Source organism: Micromonospora sp. AB353, from assembly GCF_049538395.1.
Taxonomy (GTDB): domain Bacteria; phylum Actinomycetota; class Actinomycetes; order Mycobacteriales; family Micromonosporaceae; genus Micromonospora; species Micromonospora aurantiaca.
Window position 1 is genome coordinate 21,084 of sequence record NZ_JBMVFV010000062.1, and the last position, 14,738, is coordinate 35,821.

The 14,738-nt window shown below is 76.5% G+C and carries 17 protein-coding genes; 12 read left to right on the plus strand and 5 right to left on the minus strand.

Annotation, left to right across the window (positions count from 1 at the left end):
- The first annotated feature begins 58 nt into the window (after positions 1–58).
- Genes ACPCK6_RS22155 through ACPCK6_RS22170 form a run of 4 tightly spaced genes read left to right on the plus strand, consistent with a single transcriptional unit; the run spans position 59 to position 3,290 of the window.
- Entirely contained in the window at positions 59–991 is a 933-nt protein-coding gene (locus ACPCK6_RS22155) for a hypothetical protein (RefSeq protein ID WP_423482094.1), read from the plus strand.
- Complete coding sequence (locus tag ACPCK6_RS22160; RefSeq protein ID WP_423482095.1) at positions 988–1,440, plus strand: ABA4-like family protein; 453 nt, start codon at positions 988–990, stop codon at positions 1,438–1,440. The genes ACPCK6_RS22155 and ACPCK6_RS22160 overlap by 4 nt, the downstream gene beginning before the upstream one ends.
- 9 nt (positions 1,441–1,449) lie before the next feature.
- Entirely contained in the window at positions 1,450–2,667 is a 1,218-nt protein-coding gene (locus tag ACPCK6_RS22165; RefSeq protein WP_423482096.1) for a sensor histidine kinase, read from the plus strand.
- Positions 2,664–3,290 (plus strand): response regulator, encoded by a 627-nt coding sequence (locus ACPCK6_RS22170; protein WP_423482097.1) that lies wholly within the window; start codon positions 2,664–2,666, stop codon positions 3,288–3,290. The genes ACPCK6_RS22165 and ACPCK6_RS22170 overlap by 4 nt, the downstream gene beginning before the upstream one ends.
- Before the next feature lie 5 nt (positions 3,291–3,295).
- On the opposite strand, the gene ACPCK6_RS22175 is transcribed toward ACPCK6_RS22170, so the two are convergent.
- The 3 genes from ACPCK6_RS22175 to ACPCK6_RS22185 all read right to left on the minus strand — a co-directional run bounded on the left by ACPCK6_RS22175 (position 3,296) and on the right by ACPCK6_RS22185 (position 6,134).
- A complete protein-coding gene (locus ACPCK6_RS22175; RefSeq protein ID WP_396884220.1) occupies positions 3,296–4,009 on the minus strand; it encodes an RraA family protein in 714 nt (237 codons plus the stop codon).
- Positions 4,010–4,018: 9 nt separating this feature from the next.
- Positions 4,019–5,317: an FUSC family protein gene (locus ACPCK6_RS22180; protein WP_396884219.1), complete on the minus strand. Its 1,299-nt coding sequence runs from the start codon at positions 5,315–5,317 to the stop codon at positions 4,019–4,021.
- Between the two features lie 64 nt (positions 5,318–5,381).
- Positions 5,382–6,134 (minus strand): dienelactone hydrolase family protein, encoded by a 753-nt coding sequence (locus tag ACPCK6_RS22185; protein ID WP_423482098.1) that lies wholly within the window; start codon positions 6,132–6,134, stop codon positions 5,382–5,384.
- Positions 6,135–6,247: 113 nt separating this feature from the next.
- On the opposite strand from ACPCK6_RS22185, the gene ACPCK6_RS22190 reads away from it, so the two are divergent.
- Positions 6,248–6,646 carry a DUF2267 domain-containing protein gene (locus ACPCK6_RS22190; RefSeq protein ID WP_396884217.1) on the plus strand — a complete coding sequence of 133 codons (399 nt, stop codon included), beginning with the start codon at positions 6,248–6,250 and terminating at the stop codon, positions 6,644–6,646.
- 10 nt (positions 6,647–6,656) lie between these two features.
- Complete coding sequence (locus tag ACPCK6_RS22195; RefSeq protein WP_423482099.1) at positions 6,657–6,917, plus strand: hypothetical protein; 261 nt, start codon at positions 6,657–6,659, stop codon at positions 6,915–6,917.
- 5 nt (positions 6,918–6,922) lie between these two features.
- On the opposite strand, the gene ACPCK6_RS22200 is transcribed toward ACPCK6_RS22195, so the two are convergent.
- Complete coding sequence (locus tag ACPCK6_RS22200; protein ID WP_396884215.1) at positions 6,923–7,852, minus strand: diacylglycerol/lipid kinase family protein; 930 nt, start codon at positions 7,850–7,852, stop codon at positions 6,923–6,925.
- Between the two features lie 51 nt (positions 7,853–7,903).
- On the opposite strand from ACPCK6_RS22200, the gene ACPCK6_RS22205 reads away from it, so the two are divergent.
- From ACPCK6_RS22205 to ACPCK6_RS22225, 5 genes are read left to right on the plus strand one after another with little or no spacing between them, the layout of a single operon-like run.
- Positions 7,904–8,056 (plus strand): hypothetical protein, encoded by a 153-nt coding sequence (locus ACPCK6_RS22205; protein WP_423482100.1) that lies wholly within the window; start codon positions 7,904–7,906, stop codon positions 8,054–8,056.
- Between the two features lie 47 nt (positions 8,057–8,103).
- Entirely contained in the window at positions 8,104–8,670 is a 567-nt protein-coding gene (locus tag ACPCK6_RS22210; RefSeq protein WP_423482101.1) for a hypothetical protein, read from the plus strand.
- Between the two features lie 12 nt (positions 8,671–8,682).
- Entirely contained in the window at positions 8,683–9,231 is a 549-nt protein-coding gene (locus ACPCK6_RS22215) for a hypothetical protein (RefSeq protein WP_396884213.1), read from the plus strand.
- Positions 9,228–10,661, plus strand: a complete 1,434-nt coding sequence (locus tag ACPCK6_RS22220) for a hypothetical protein (protein WP_423482102.1) — start codon at positions 9,228–9,230, stop codon at positions 10,659–10,661. The genes ACPCK6_RS22215 and ACPCK6_RS22220 overlap by 4 nt, the downstream gene beginning before the upstream one ends.
- A gap of 48 nt (positions 10,662–10,709) precedes the next feature.
- A complete protein-coding gene (locus tag ACPCK6_RS22225) occupies positions 10,710–13,451 on the plus strand; it encodes an ATP-binding protein (protein ID WP_423482103.1) in 2,742 nt (913 codons plus the stop codon).
- 3 nt (positions 13,452–13,454) lie between these two features.
- Here ACPCK6_RS22225 and ACPCK6_RS22230 read toward each other — a convergent pair whose 3' ends face one another.
- The gene (locus ACPCK6_RS22230) at positions 13,455–14,030 is read right to left on the minus strand and encodes a TetR/AcrR family transcriptional regulator (RefSeq protein ID WP_423482104.1); all 576 of its coding nucleotides are present in this window, start codon (positions 14,028–14,030) and stop codon (positions 13,455–13,457) included.
- A gap of 70 nt (positions 14,031–14,100) precedes the next feature.
- Here ACPCK6_RS22230 and ACPCK6_RS22235 point away from each other — a divergent pair, with 70 nt between their 5' ends.
- Positions 14,101–14,646: a hypothetical protein gene (locus ACPCK6_RS22235; RefSeq protein WP_396884208.1), complete on the plus strand. Its 546-nt coding sequence runs from the start codon at positions 14,101–14,103 to the stop codon at positions 14,644–14,646.
- The last annotated feature ends 92 nt before the right edge of the window (positions 14,647–14,738 follow it).

Sequence of the window (14,738 nt, forward strand, 5' to 3'; positions counted from 1 at the left end):
GCGGACGCGGCCTCCGGGCGGGCGCGACCGGCCCGGCCCGCCACCAGCATCTACAGGCATGACTACGGTACGGAACCGGGCGGCCGGATGGCACCGCCCCCTGATGCTCCTCGTGTCCGCGATGGCGGTGCTCACCGTCGTCGCCGCGGTCGGCGTCGTGGCCGACCCGCGCGTGCTCACCGGCGCGCCGATCTGGCTCAAGCCGCTGAAGTTCGCGATCTCGTTCGTCCTCTACGGCGTCACGCTGGCCTGGATGCTGTCCCTGCTGCCCCGCCGCAGCCGGGCGGCCGAGCGGGCGGCGACCGTGATCGTGGCCATGGCCGTGGTGGAGATGGTCGTCATCGTGGGTCAGGTGCTGCGCGGCACCACCAGTCACTTCAACGGCACCACCACGCTGGACGCGATGCTGTTCAGCGTGATGGGCGCGGCGATCACCGTCCTGTTCGCCGCCCAGCTCGTGCTGGCGGTCGTGCTGGCCCGCCGGTCCCTCGCCGACCGGGCCGGCGGCTACGCGGTACGGCTCGGCCTCGCCGTGTCCCTGCTCGGCATGCTCGTCGCGTTCCCGATGGTGGCGCAGCCACCGGCCGGCGCGCCCGCCGGGATCAGCGGAGCGCACAGTGTCGGTGTGCCGGACGGCGGCCCGGGGCTGCCGCTGCTCGGCTGGAGCACCACCGGCGGCGACCTGCGCGTGGGGCACTTCGTCGGCATGCACGCGTTGCAGGTGCTGCCGCTGCTGGCGATCCTGCTCGACCGGTTCCTCGGCGCGCGGCTGGACGAGCTGACCCGGGCCCGGCTGGTGCTCGTCGGCGGGGCCGCGTACGCGGCACTCACGCTGCTGGTGACCGCCCAGGCGCTGCGCGGGCAGCCGCTGCTCGCGCCGGACGCGCTCACGCTCGCCGCGGCGGCCGTGCTGGTCGCGGCCACGGCGGCGGCCACCACGCTGGTGCTGGTCCGCCGGGCCCGACGTACCGCGGTGGTGCTGGTCGGATGAGCACCGCGCTGTTCAGCCTGACGTTCACGCTCGCGGCGCCGTTCTGGGCGCTGATGATCCTGGCGCCGCGCTGGTCCTGGACCGGCCGGATCGTCGGCTCGCCGCTGATCGTGGTGCCGGTGCTGCTCGTCTACGCGGCCCTGGTGCTCCCCGCGCTCGGCACGGTGCTGCCGGTGGTGACCGCGCCCACGCTCGACGGCCTGCGGGACCTGCTCGGCACCGCAGACGGCGCGGCGGCGGCCTGGGCCCACATGATCGCCTTCGACCTGTTCGTCGGCAGGTGGATCTGGCAGGACTCCCGGGACCGAGGGCTGCCGGCCCTGCTCACCGCCCCGGTGCTGCTGCTCACCGTCCTGCTCGGCCCGATCGGGCTGGCCGTCCACCTCGGACTGCGCTCCGCGTGGCGGCGGCCGGCGAACGCGGTGGCTCCGGCCGCACCGGTCGCCTAGGCTGACGCGGTGGGCTGGGTCGGTCGGCTGTTCGACGCGCGGGACACGTTCGCGCGGGTTCTGCTGCTGGACCTCAGCGGCATCGGCTATCTGGTGTTCGGCGCGCACGGCGGCCCGGCCGCCACCGGTACGCAGTGGGCGCTGGCGGTCCCGGCGTTCGTGCTGGCGCTGCTGTGCCACCGCCGGCCCCTGATGAACCTGCTGGTCCAGTCGGCCCTGCTGGTCGCCGCGCTCGTCCTGGTCGACGACGTGATGATCAACCAGGTCGGAGCGAGCTGGGCGCTGCTGGAGCTGACCATGCGGGCCACCCGGCCGCGCACGATCTGGCTGGGCGCCGGGCTGCTCGCCGCCGTCGACCTGTCCGGCCAGATCGGGGAACCGGTCCGCCGGGCGCTCACCGGCCTGTTCGGGCTGGCCGTCACCGTCGGCCTGCCGCTGCTGCTCGGGCTGGTCGTGCGGACCACCCGGGAACTCGGGCGGCAGGCCGAGGTGCGGGCCGAGGCGGAGCGGCGCCGGCGCGAGTCGGAGAGCCGGGCGGCCCGCGCCGACGAGCGCGGCGCCATCGCCCGCGAGCTGCACGACGTGCTCGCGCACCACGTCGCGTCGATGGTGCTGCGGGTCGGCGTGGCCCGGCACGTGCTGCCCGACCTCGATCCCCGGGTCGGCGAGGTGTTCGACGACGTGCACGCCACCGGCACGGCTGCGCTGACCGACCTGCGGCGGCTGGTGGCGGTGCTGCGCGACCCGGACGGTGTCCGCGGCGACGCCGCGCTGACCGCGATCGAGCCGTCGGCGCTGCCGGCCGCGCTCGGCGCGGCGGTCGACCGGGCCCGGCAGGCGGGCGTCGTCGTCGAGGCCGACGTCGACCCGGCGGTCGGCACCCTCGACGCGGTACGCGGCCAGGCGGTGCTGCGACTGACCCAGGAGGCGTTGACGAACGTGGCGAAACACGCCGGCGCGGCGGCCCGCGCACACCTGACCGTGTCGGTCCAGGACGGTGCGGTGCACTGGGCGGTCACCGACGACGGGCGGGGCGCCGCGCCGGCCGGGGTGCCCACCGGCGGCGGCCACGGCATCGTCGGCATGCGGGAGCGGGTCGAGGTGCTCGGCGGACGGCTGGAGGCCGGCCCCACCGGGTCCGGCTGGCGGGTCCGGACAGTGCTGCCCCCGGCCGGGCCCGCCCACTCGGCGCCCCGGCCCCGCGCGGGCACGCCGGAGCCGGCGTGATCCGGGTGCTGCTGGTCGACGACCAGCACCTCATCCGAGCCGGCCTGCGGATGCTCTGCGACGCCCAGCCCGACCTCGAGGTCGTCGGTGAGGCCGACAACGGCCGGGACGCGGTCACCCTGGCCGCCCGGCTACGACCCGACGTGGTGGTGATGGACCTGCGGATGCCCGGGGTCGACGGCATCACCGCGACCAGCCGCATCCTCGCCGGCCGGCCCGCCACCCGGATCATGGTGCTCACCACGTTCGGCGACGACGACCACCTCTACCCCGCGCTGACCGCCGGCGCCTGCGGGTTCCTGCTCAAGGACGCACCCCCGGCCGACCTGCTCGACGGCGTCCGCCGCGCCGCCGCCGGCGACAGCCCGTTCAGCCCGGACGTCCTGCGCCGGCTGGTCGACCGCGCGGTGCACGCCCGCGCCGGCGCGCCCCGGCGGACGGCCGACCTGACCGCCCGCGAGCGGGACGTGCTGGACCTGGTCGCCGACGGCCTGTCGAACACCGAGATCGCCGACCGGCTGCACATCGGGGTGACCACAGTGAAGACGCACATCACCAGCCTGATGACGAAGACCGGCAGCGCCAACCGGGTACGCCTGGCGCTGTGGGCGCGCGGCGGCTGACCGGTTCACTCCTCGATCGCGCCGCCCACCGCCCGCAGGTGCGCCCGGAACGTCAGCGCCGGGTCCGCCTCCCGGGCCGCCAGGTACGCGCCGAACCCGACCTGCGCACGCAGCGACTCCCCGGCCCGGATCCGGCCGGCCTGCCGCCGCTCGGTGTCCCGGATGGACTCGGCCAGGTCGAACAGCTCCCCGGCCCGGTCCGCGGCCACGAACAGCACGCCGTCGTCGTCGGCCAGCGCCAGATCCCGCGGGCCGACGGTGAACGGCCCGACCCGGGCGTGCGCCAGCGCATCGTCCGGGCGCGGGTCCAGCTCCAGCGGACCACTCGGGGTGGCGCCGAGGCTGAACACCGGCAGCCCGACCGCGACCAGGTCCGCAGTGTCCCGGTGCGCGCCCCACACCACCAGCCCGGCCAGGCCCGCGGCCCGCGCCTCCAGCACCACCAGGTCGCCGACGCAGGCCCGGTCGGTGCGCCCGGCGTCGTCGACGACGAGCACGTCCCCCTCGGCGGCCTGCTCGATCGCCTCCAGGAAGACGTCCACGCTGCCGGCGTGCCGGGCCGGGCGGACCGGGCCGGCCAGGCGCCGTCCGGGCAGCACCGGGACGACGGCGGCCGGGGCGCAGCGGACGGGGACACCGGCGCGCAGGCAGGCGTCGGCGACGTGGGCGGTGCTCAACGCGGCGAAGCGCGCGGCCGGCGCGTCGTGACGGATGTCCATACGCCGACGCTAGCCAGCCGGACCGGCCCGGGCAGGTGCCAGTTGACGCCCGGTGGCCTTCGGCCGGTGCCGTCCGCCGGGCCGGCCCGGCGCCGGCCGGCTCATCCGGGCGCGGGCCGGTGGACGCGCCTCCGACTCCCCCGCACCGGCGGCACGGCGCACACTGCCGTTGGCGTCCTCGGGCCGGCAGCCGGTGGCCCGCAGCAGCTCGCTCTGCGCGGTCCGCAGGTCGCTGATCATCGCCTCGCCGAACGCGCGTACCCCCTGCGACCAGGCGCGTCCGGCCAGCTCGGCGCCCTGCCGGACCATCTCCCGGGTGCGTTCCAGGTCCTCACCGGACTTGCAGGCCCGCTTCATCTCCCGTACCGCCTGGCCGAGGCGGGCCACCGCGTCGGGCAGCGCGGGCGGAACCGGCTCGTCGTACTGCAGGGCGGTGGCGGATCGGCGGGCGATCGAGCGGGCGTACAGGACCAGGCGTTCGAGGTGCTGGGTCGCATCGGCGTACCTGTGGAACCGGGCCCGGCGGTGCCAGCGGGCGGGTGCGATGGTGACCACCTCCTCGGCCCCGCTGAGCGCGTCGTTGAGCCGCCCGATGTCCGGTTCGATCCCGCGCAGGTCCTCCAGGGCGCGCTGGGCCGCGTCGGCGTCGCGGCGGGTCAGCGCGTGGGCGACGGCGTCGAGCTGCTCGGTGAGCCGGGCGACCACCGGTTCCACCGCCCGGTCCAGCACCCGGATCGGGTTGACCGGCAGCAGCAGCGCCACCACGAACAGGCCGACCAGGCCGCCGACGAGCGCGTCGAAGATGCGGGGCAGCTCCAGGCCGGGCTGCACCGGCGCGAGCGTGGCGATCAGCACCGCCGTACCGCCGGCCTGGCCGACGAGCGCGCCGCCGCGCCCGGCCACCAGCAGCGCGGTGGCGATGGCCAGCGTGACCACCAGGCCGGTCTGCCAGGATCCGCTGCCCAGCAGCGCGCGCAGCAGGTCACCGACCAGGATGCCGAGGCCGACGCCGATGAGCAGCTCGAACGTGCGCCGGGCACGCTGGCCGATGGCGGTGGCGATGGTGCCGACCGCGGCGGCGGGGGCGAAGACGTGCGCGCCGGAGCCGAGCAGCTCGTCGGCGAGCAGCGCGGCGAGCGCCGCGGCCAGCCCGGCCTGCGCGGAGATCACCACGGTGATCTCCAACTGGCGCAGCCGGTTACGGCCGGCCGCGCCACCCTCGGCGCGGGCCCGGGACAGCGCGAGACCGCCTCGCTCCACCGCCCGGTCCAGCGGCGAGCGGACGGTGTCGGCGCGGCGGTCGGCCATGACGGCGGTTACCCGCCTCCGGGCCGGTGAATCGTCGGCCGCGCTCCCGCGCGCCTTGGGCGGGTCAGCGGCGGTACGTGCGGTCGAGCAGGTCGAACAGCGCCGTCCAGTGCCGCTTCGTGGCCTGCTCGTCGTACATCGGGGTGTCCGACTGGGTGTAGCCGTGGCGGGCGCCGGCGTACACCTCGGAGCGGTACGTCACCCCGGCCGCGTCGAGCGCCTTCTCCAGCGTGGCGATCTGCTCGGCGGTCATCGACGGGTCGGCGTCGGCGTGCCCGAAGTAGAGCTCACCGGTCACCGCGCCGACGGCCAGGTGCGGGCTGTCCGGGGCGTCGGTGACCACCCGGCCGGCGTGGAACGCGGCCACCGCGGCGATCCGGTCCGGCAGCGCCTCGATCGCGCGCAGCGCGTTCGTGCCGCCCATGCAGTAGCCGGTGATCGCCGCCGGTCCCGGCGCGACATCCGGGCGGGCGGCCAGGAAGTCCAGGTAGGCGGCGGTGTCGCGGGTCACCGCGTCCGGCGTCAACGCGGCCATCATCGGCCCGATGCTCTCGAACAGGGCGCCCCGGCGGCTGTCGTCGGCGAGCGCGCCGAGGTCGATCAGCGGGGCGCGCCCGGCACGGTGGAACAGGTTCGGGGCGAGCACCACGTACCCGCGCTCGGCGATCGTGGCGGCCATCTCCGCGACCCGGGGCCGCAGCCCGAACGCGTCCATGAACAGCAGCACGGCCGGGAAGGGCCCGCCGGTCTCCGGCGTGGCCAGGTAGGCGTCGGCGGTTCCGTCGGGGGTGGGCACGTCCACGGTCGTCGGCTGCACTGCCGGGGCCTCCTCGCTGCGGGTTCCGCGCTGCACGCTACCCCCCGGCCCGGCGGCCGTTTGCGGAGGTCCAGCGTGGGAATCCGGCGATCCCGGCGGAGGAAGGCGGCGAGATGGACCAGGATCAGTTCATCGGCGCGGTGGCCCAGCGGTGCGGCGCGTCCGCGGAGCAGGCCACCGCGATCACCCGGGCGACCTTGACCACGCTGGCCGAGCGGATCGACGGCGGGGAGGCCCGTGACCTCGCCGACCGGCTGCCGGAGGCGCTGCGGGCGTACGCGTTCGGCCCGGCCGAGGACGCCGAACCGTTCGGGCTCGACGTGTTCGTCGAGCGGGTGAGCGGACGCGCCGACGTCGACGCCGACGCCGCCCGGGACGGGATCACCGCCGTGTTCGACGTGCTGCGCGACGCCGTCGACCCGGCCGCCTACGCGCAGGTCGTCACGCAGCTCCCGGCCGAGTACGGCGAGGTGGCCGATCAGAGCGCCCCGTACGTGCGGCGCACGGCGTGACGGGCACGCGATGAGCGAGGACGCGCTGCGCCGGCCGCCCGCGGCCGACGCCCAGGAGCAGCGGCAGGACGAGACGCTGGTCGGGCCGCCGGACACGGTCGGCGCGGCGGTGCCCGAGGCGAGCGAGGCGGACCTGGCCGAGCAGGGTGTGCTGCGCCCGCCGAGCGACCGGGCGGGCCTGGGCGAGTGGGTGCGCGACGACCTCACCGCCGCCGACGCGGTGGAGCAGAACACGGAGATCCCGCTGCCCGACGAGGAGCACTGGGCCTGACCGCCTCAGTGGTCCGGGCTGTCCGCCCGGGCCATCAGCCGCAGCGCGTTCGGGTCCAGGCCGATGCGGACCGGCGTCTGCCCGTACGGCTCGCCGTCGACCTCGATGCGGGCCGGCCGGTCGGTGTCCAGCCACAGCTGGCGTACCGCCAGGAACGGCTCGTCGCCGAGGGTGCGGCGGTGGCCGGCCGCCGCGTTGCGCGCCGTCTCGCGCAGCAGCCCGCGCCGGGTCGGCCCACCCACCGGGTACGCGACCAGCAGCCGGTCGTCGGCGGTGGCGTCGGCGGTGATCGGGCGGCCAGCGTGGAAGCCGCCGTTCGCCACGTACACCTGGTGTGTGGTGAACGTGTGCTCGCGCCCCTCGGCGCGGACCGTCACGGCCAGCGGCCGGTGCCGGGCCAGCAGGCCCAGCCCGGTCAGCGGGTACGCGAGCCGCCCGACGACCCGCTTCAGCCCCGGCGGGGCGGCCTGCATGATGTCGGCGGACAGCCCGATCCCGACGTGGTTGGTGAACCGGGTGTCACCGATCAGGCCCAGGTCGACGTCGATCACCTTGCCGCCGGTGAGCACCGCGATCGCGGCGTCGAGGTCGAGCGGGACGCCGACGGTACGGGCGAAGTTGTTCGTGGTGCCCAGCGGCAGCAGGCCCATCGCGATGTCCCGGTGGGCGAGCAGCCGGGCCGCGGCGCCGACGGTGCCGTCGCCGCCGCCGGTGACCAGCAGGTCCGGCCCCAGGCCGGCGGCCTCGGCGAGCACCCGGTCCAGCTCGCCGGGCCGGTCCACCGGGTACGCGCCGAGCAGCGTGAACCCGGCCGCGCGCAGGCGTGCGTGGACGGTGTCGTAGAGCCGCCGCCCACGCCGGGAGTGGGCGTTGACCACCAGCGCCGCCCGCCGTTCGTCCCGGATCGCCGTCGACAGCTCCTGCTTGGTCCGCACGGTTGCGACCCTATCCGGCGGCACCGGGTCGCCGGCCCGCCGCAGGCGACAGTGCCAGTGCTCCCGCCCCCGCAGCCGTACCGCCCGGCGCGGGCCCTGGCCGGGCTGGCGCTGATCGTCCCGGCGGCGATCACCCAGGCGCCACTGTGGGCGACGCTGGTGAGCCGGGGGGCGGACGAGCCGGTCCGCAAGGTCACCGCATAGGGAAACCCCCGATTACGGGCGGTGACGACGCACCTAGCGTCGGAGTCATGGCATCTGACGCGCTCACACCCGCCCGGACCGCCCGCTCCCGTCGCGACGCCGGGCTCCCGCTGGGGCTGATCCTGCCGCTGCTCCTGCTCGCGCTGCTCGCGCCGGCCGGGTGCGACTCCGGCGGCGGGATCGTCGACGCCGGATCGGCCGACAGCGCGGCGGGCGAGGACGGCGGCGACCCGGACGCGGGCGCGGGGGACGACGTCCGTCCGCCGTGCCCGTTCACCGCCACCCAGGTCTCCGAGCTGGTCGACCGGAAGCTGCGCGACGAGGGCAACTGCTCGTTCGGCGACGGCGTCGCCCAGCTGGCGGTCACCACCGCCTCGGCCACCGCCGGCAAGGCCACCTACGACTACCAGTACGACCAGGCCGGCCAGCAGTACGAGAAGGTCGTCGACCTGGACCGGGGCGAGCGGGGCTACCTCGCGGTCAAGGACGTCCGCGGCGAGGCGGTGCTGATCGACGGCAAGGGCACGTACACGGTGACCATCAGCAGCTTCGGCGGCGGCACCGCCGGCAACGAGCAGATCCTGCGCCGTACGCTCGACGCGATCCCGGCCTGAGCGGGGGCAGGCATGCGAACCCGCCGACTGGTCGCGCTCGCGCTGGCCACGATCCTGTTCACCGCGTCCGCCGGCTGCGGCGGCGACGAACCGCCGGCCGCCGGTGGCGCCGTACCCGGTGCGGGCACGCCGGTCGCGGACCCGGCCGGGGAGGCGCCGGCCGAGCCGAGCGCCGGACCGGTGGACGGCGCCGCCGATGCGCCGCAGGCGTGCACGCTGGTGTCGAAGGACGACGCCGAGCGCCTCGCCGGCACGCCGCTGGAGGAACCGGTGGTGGCCGGGCAGTCCTGCACCTACACCGGCCCGGTGAGCGGGCCGACCGCGCAGGTCGAGGTGTTCGTGGGCGAGGGCGCCAAGAAGTACCTCGACATCGAGCGGCAGCTCGGGCACGAGATCCGTGAGCTGAGCGGAGTGGCCGACGAGGCGCTGCTCACGTACGAGGCGTTCTTCCTGCGTAGGGGCGAGCTGTGGGTCGCGGTGCGGCTGGTGCGGCTCAACGACCCGCAGGAGAACCGGGCGCCGCTGGAGCGGCTCGCCCGTACCGTCGCCGGCCGGATGTGAGGCGGCCGGTGCGCGGCCGGCGGCTGCTCACGGCCGGCGTGGTGGTGCTGCTCGTGGTGACCGGATGCGGCGGCCCCAAGCCGGGCCCGGCCGACGCGGGCGACGGCGACCAGCAGCGGTACGGGCCGGCCCCGGCGCCGGGCAGGGACGTCACGCTGCAACCGGACGTGGTGCTCGTCGGCGGGGGCAGCCGCACCGTGCGGTCGGTGAGCCCGGACGGGCTGATCTGGCGGCTCGACCCCGGTGCCCGCGACGCCGACCGGCTCGCGCCCGGCCGGGTCATGTTCCTCACCGGACGCGGCGTGGGACGGGTGCTCGACCTGGCCGAGGACGGCGGCGACCTGGTCGTCACGATCGGCCCGGTCACGCTCACCGAGGTGATCCGCGACGGCACGTTCGGCGGAGACGACGTCGCGCTGGACCGCCCGACCGTCTACGTGGCCGGCGAGCCGTCGTGGACCCGGGACGCCGCGGCGGCCGGCGGCACGCTCGGCCGGGCCCGCCCGCTCGCCGTCGCGCCCGCGCAGCCGCCACCCGCGCCGGGCGGGCAGGCCGCCGCGAGCGCCCACGGCTACCGGGTCCGGACGTTCTGCTGCGCCGGTGGCGTCGGCACGCACTTCACGTACGACGACGGCGGGCTCCGGCTGGCCGGCACCGTGACGCTGACCGTGGGCCGACCGGCCGCGTCGTTCCACCTGGCCATCGGCGCCGGCAAGGTGACCCGGGCCGAGCTGGAGATCGGCGGCGGTTTCGGCATCACTGTGGACTTCACCGCCGGTATCGACGGCGGGCAGAACCACCGCCGGACGTTCCCGGTCCCGGTCGACATCGCGTTCCCGATCGGGCTGGTCGCCGGCCTGCCGCTGTCGTTCACGGTGAGCCAGACGCTTGAGGTGGCCACCGCGTTCGGCGCGAAGCTGGGCACGTTCCGCGGCTCCGGCGAGTACGCCCTGGCCGGCAAGCTCGGGTTCGGCTACGCGGGCGGCCAGGTGGGCTCGCGCGTGACCGAGGGCTTCGCCCGCCGGGTGAGCCTGCTCGACTCGCTCACCGGTGTGCCGGTCGGCGTGATGGGGCTGGTCGTCCGGCACGGCGTGCGGTTCACCTTGGGCATCAGCGCGTTCCTGTTCACCGCCGGGATCTGGTTCGAGCTGGTCACCTCGTACGGCGCCACCATCGGTTCCGCGCTCGGCGCGCCGTACGCGCTGTGCCGGGGCGTCGGGCTCGGCGTGCGGGCGCGGTTCGGGATCGGCTACCGGATCCTGGAGCCCGTCGTCCAGGTGATCAACAAGTTCCTCAGCCTGCTCAGCCCGTCCCGGGCCGCACGGATACCGCCGATCGTGGCGTCCGGCGGACCGAGCTGGAGCGCCGACGTCTACCGCAACCAGGAGGTGATCCCGCCGGTCTCGATATGCGGACAGGTTCCGGGCTAGGCCGCGCCGACGCTGGGTTCACGGGCGCCGCTGTGTCACCATCCCGCCATGGACGCCGCACTGGTCGGCCGCGACGCGGTCGTCGAGCGGGTGTGGCGTGCGCTGACCGCCGGTACGCCGGTGCTGCTCGACGGCCCGTCCGGCATCGGCAAGACCGCGCTGTGGCGGGCGGTGGTCGCCCACGCCCGGCGGACCGGCTGGCGGGTGCTGTCCGCCGCACCGACCGAGGCCGAGGCCGCGCTGCCGTACGCGGCACTCGCCGACGTGCTCCGCCCGCTCGCCGACGCGCTGCCGGGGCTGCCCGCGCCGCAACGGGTCGCCGCCGACATGGTGCTGCTGACCGGTGAGCACGACGGCGCGGTGGACGAGCGGGCGGTGGGCGCGGCCACCCGGACGCTGCTCGACGCGGCGGTCACCGACGCGCCACGGGTGCTGCTCGCGGTCGACGATCCGCAGTGGCTGGACCCGCCGAGCGCCCGGGCACTGCGGTTCGCGCTGCGCCGGCTGAACCGGTGGCCCGCCGTCCTGGCCACCCACCGCACCGGGGACGGGCCGCCGGTGCCGGTGCCGCTCGGGCTGGACGACGACCCGGCCGGACGGCACCGGCTGCTGCGCGCAGGCGTACCGCCGCTGGCCCCGGCGGACCTGCACCGCGTCCTGGCGGCCCGGCTCGGCGGCACGCTCAGCCGGCCGCTCACCGACCGGCTGGCCCGCGACGCCGACGGCAACCCGCTGCTCGCCATCGAACTCGCCCGGGCGGTGCTGCGGCTGCCCCGCCCGCCCGCGCACGACGAGGACCTGCCCGTACCGTCGTCGCTGCGCCTGCTGCTCGCCGAGACGCTGCGGGCGCTGCCCGGCCCGAGCCGCGACGCGGTGCGGCTGGCCGCGCTGCTGACCGTGCCGACGCTGCGCGACCTCGCGGCGGCGGGCGTGCCGGTCGGCGCGCTGGACGCGGCCGAGGACGCCGGGCTGGTCGTGGTCACGGCGAGCCGGATCGACTTCGCACACCCCCGGTACGCGGCGGCGGTGCGCGAGAGCATCCCACCAGGGGCCCGGCGGCGGCTGCACGCGCTGCTCGCCGGCGCTGTCGCCGACCCGGACGAGCGGGCCCGGCACCTGTCCCGGTGCACCGTGGCGCCGGACGCCGCAGTGGCCGCCGACCTGGCCGCCGCGGCGGCCCGGCAGCGGATGCGCGGCGCGTCGGCGCTCGCCGCGGACTGGTACGCCCGGGCCGCCGGGCTGACCCCGCCGTCGGCTGCCGCCGACCGGAACCGGCGTCGCCTCGACGCGGTGCAGTGCCGCATCGACAGCGGCGACTACGCGGCGGCCGGGCGGGCCGCCGAGGCGGCGGCGGGTGAGCTGACCGGCGCCGAGCGGGGCGAGGCGCTGCTGTTGCGCGCGCTCGTCGCGTGGTGCGCCGACGACCTGGTCACCGCCGTCCGGGTGGCCGAGCAGGCGCTCGCCGCCGCCGGGCCGGACGGCCACCTGGCCGGGCGGATCCACACCCACCTGACGATGTTCCACGACCAGCCGGAACCGGCCCGCCGGCACGCGCGGGCCGCGATCGCCCGCCTGTCGGACCGGGGCGAGCACCGCCCGCTGCTCACCGCCGCGCTGTTGCTGCTGTTCTTCCACGAGGTACGCGCCGGCGGCACGGCACCCACCGAGTTGCTGGACCGGGCGCTGGCGCTGGAGGGCGGCGAACCGTCCTTCCTGGCCGGTTCGGTGCCGGCGATCTGGTGGAAGTCGGTCGACGACCACGACCGGGCGCGGGCCCGGCTGCACCTGATGCTGGACCTGGCGGTGGCGCGCGGCGACGATCCGCTGCGGCACGAGGTGCTCACCCACCTGGGCGAGACGGAACTGCTGGCCGGGCGCTTCGCCGAGGCCGGTACGCACATCGCCGCCGCCCGTGACCTGGGTGAGCAGCTGGGCACCGGGCTGGTGGGCGAGAGCTGGCTGGGCGGCGTGCTCGACGCGCACCGGGGACGGCTGGCGCGGGCGGGCGCCACCGCCGCCGGGCTGCGCCGCGACGACGACCTCGGCGACGCGTGGAGCCGCCGGCTGCACCACCAGCTCACCGGGCTGGTGGCGCTTGCGTCCGGGGAGTGGGCCGCCGCCGCGACGGCGTACGGCGCGCTCGCGGCCGACCTGGACGGGTCGGGCATCGCCGAGCCGCTGGGGCAGCGCTTCGAGCCGGACTGGATCGAGGCGTGTGTGGGCGCCGGTGACCTGGACACCGCGCACGCCGCGCTGGACCGGCTGGCCCGGCGCCACAGCCGGTTGCCGCGCCCGTGGACGACGCTGGGTCTGGCCCGCAGCCGGGTGCTGCTGGCCGGGGCGACCGGGACGGATCCGGGCGCGGCGCTGGACGCGCTGACGCAGGCCCGGGCCGCGGTGCCGGAGGCGGTGCTGCCGCTGGACCGGGCCCGCTGCCTGCTCGCCGCCGGACGCGCGTACCGGCGGGTGCGGCGACGGCGGGAGGCGCGGGCGGTACTGGACGCGGCGGTGGCCGAGTTCGACGCGCTCGGCGCGTCCGCGTTCGCCGACCGGGCACGGGCGGAGCTGGGCCGCATCGGCGCCCGCACCCCGGCGCCGACGGCGCTCACCGCGACCGAGGAGCGGGTGGCCCGGCTCGCCGCCCGGGGGCAGACGAACCGGCTCATCGCCGACGCGCTCTACATCAGCCCGAAGACGGTGGAGGCCAACCTGGCCCGGGTCTACCGCAAGCTGGGCATCGCCAGCCGCGCCGAGCTGGGCGCGGCGATGGGCCGGCCGCCGGACGACTGAGGCTCAGGACGCGGCGAGTGCGTCCAGGTGCGCGCCGAGCAGTTCCCGGGCGCGCCGGGGCGGCATCCGGCCGGGGTGCAGCAGCGTGTGCAGCGCGAGCCCGTCGAGCACCGCGTGCAGCCCGGCGACCGCCTCGGGATCGGCCGGTTCCCCGGTGAGCAGCGTGACGGCGAACTCGACGGCGCGGCGGATGCCGTCGTCCGCCTCGGCCGCCCGGGCGCGCGCGGCCGGATCGGTCGGGGCGCGCGCGGCGAGCAGCAGCCACACCTCGGCTTCGCGGACGCGCTGGCGGTCGAGCGGCAGCAGTTGTTCCAGGATCCGCTGGGCGACCTCACGCGGGCTGCCGCTGCGGTCGCCGCCGGTGATCCGCTCGGCCGCCTCGGCCTGCACGTGCTCCATGGCGAACACCAGCAGCTCGGTCTGGGTGGCGAAGTAGTGCCGCAGCGCGCTCGGTGACCAGCCCGCCTCGGCCGCGATGCTGCGGACGGTGGCGGCGCCGACGCCGTCGCGGTAGACGACCCGCCACATCGCCCGCGCCAGTTCGGCACGACGCGCGTCGTGGTCGACGATCTTGGGCACGGGCCCCTCCGGAACCTGGTCGACGAACGCTGCTACGGTTATCGCACAGCGTACTAAAAAAGGAGACCGCATGCTCGTGGCAGTGATCGTCGGATGCGAGGTGGCGTTCTGGGTGGTCCTGCTCGCCGGACTGATCGCCCGGTACCCGCTGCGACGACCCCGCCTCGGCGCGGCGCTGCTGATCGCCGTGCCCGTGGTCGATCTCGTGCTGCTCGCCGCCACGATGATCGACCTGCGCCGGGGCGCGACAGCCACGTTCGCCCACGGCCTCGCCGCCGCGTACCTCGGGTTCTCGGTGGCGTTCGGGCACAGCATGGTGCGCTGGGCCGACCAGCGGTTCGCCCACCGGTTCGCCGGCGGCCCTCCCCCGAGCCGGGCACCCCGGTACGGCATGGCGCGGGCCCGGTACGAGTGGCGGGAGTGGGGCAAGGGCATGATCGGCTGGGCGGTCGCCTGCGCCGTGCTGCTCGCCGGCATCGCCGTGGTGGGCGACAGCGAGCGCACCGCCGAACTGTGGGCGTGGACCGGACGGCTCAGCGTGGTGATGGCGGGCTGGCTGGTGTTCTGGCCGGTCGCGTACACCGTCTTCCCGAAGCGGGCGCCGCGCGACGCGTGAGGTTCATCCACCGCGCCCGGCGGCCCGGCCCACCGGCTGATTCGCCGGCCGTCCGGCGGCAGCCGGCTCACCGAGCCGATCGACGGCAGATC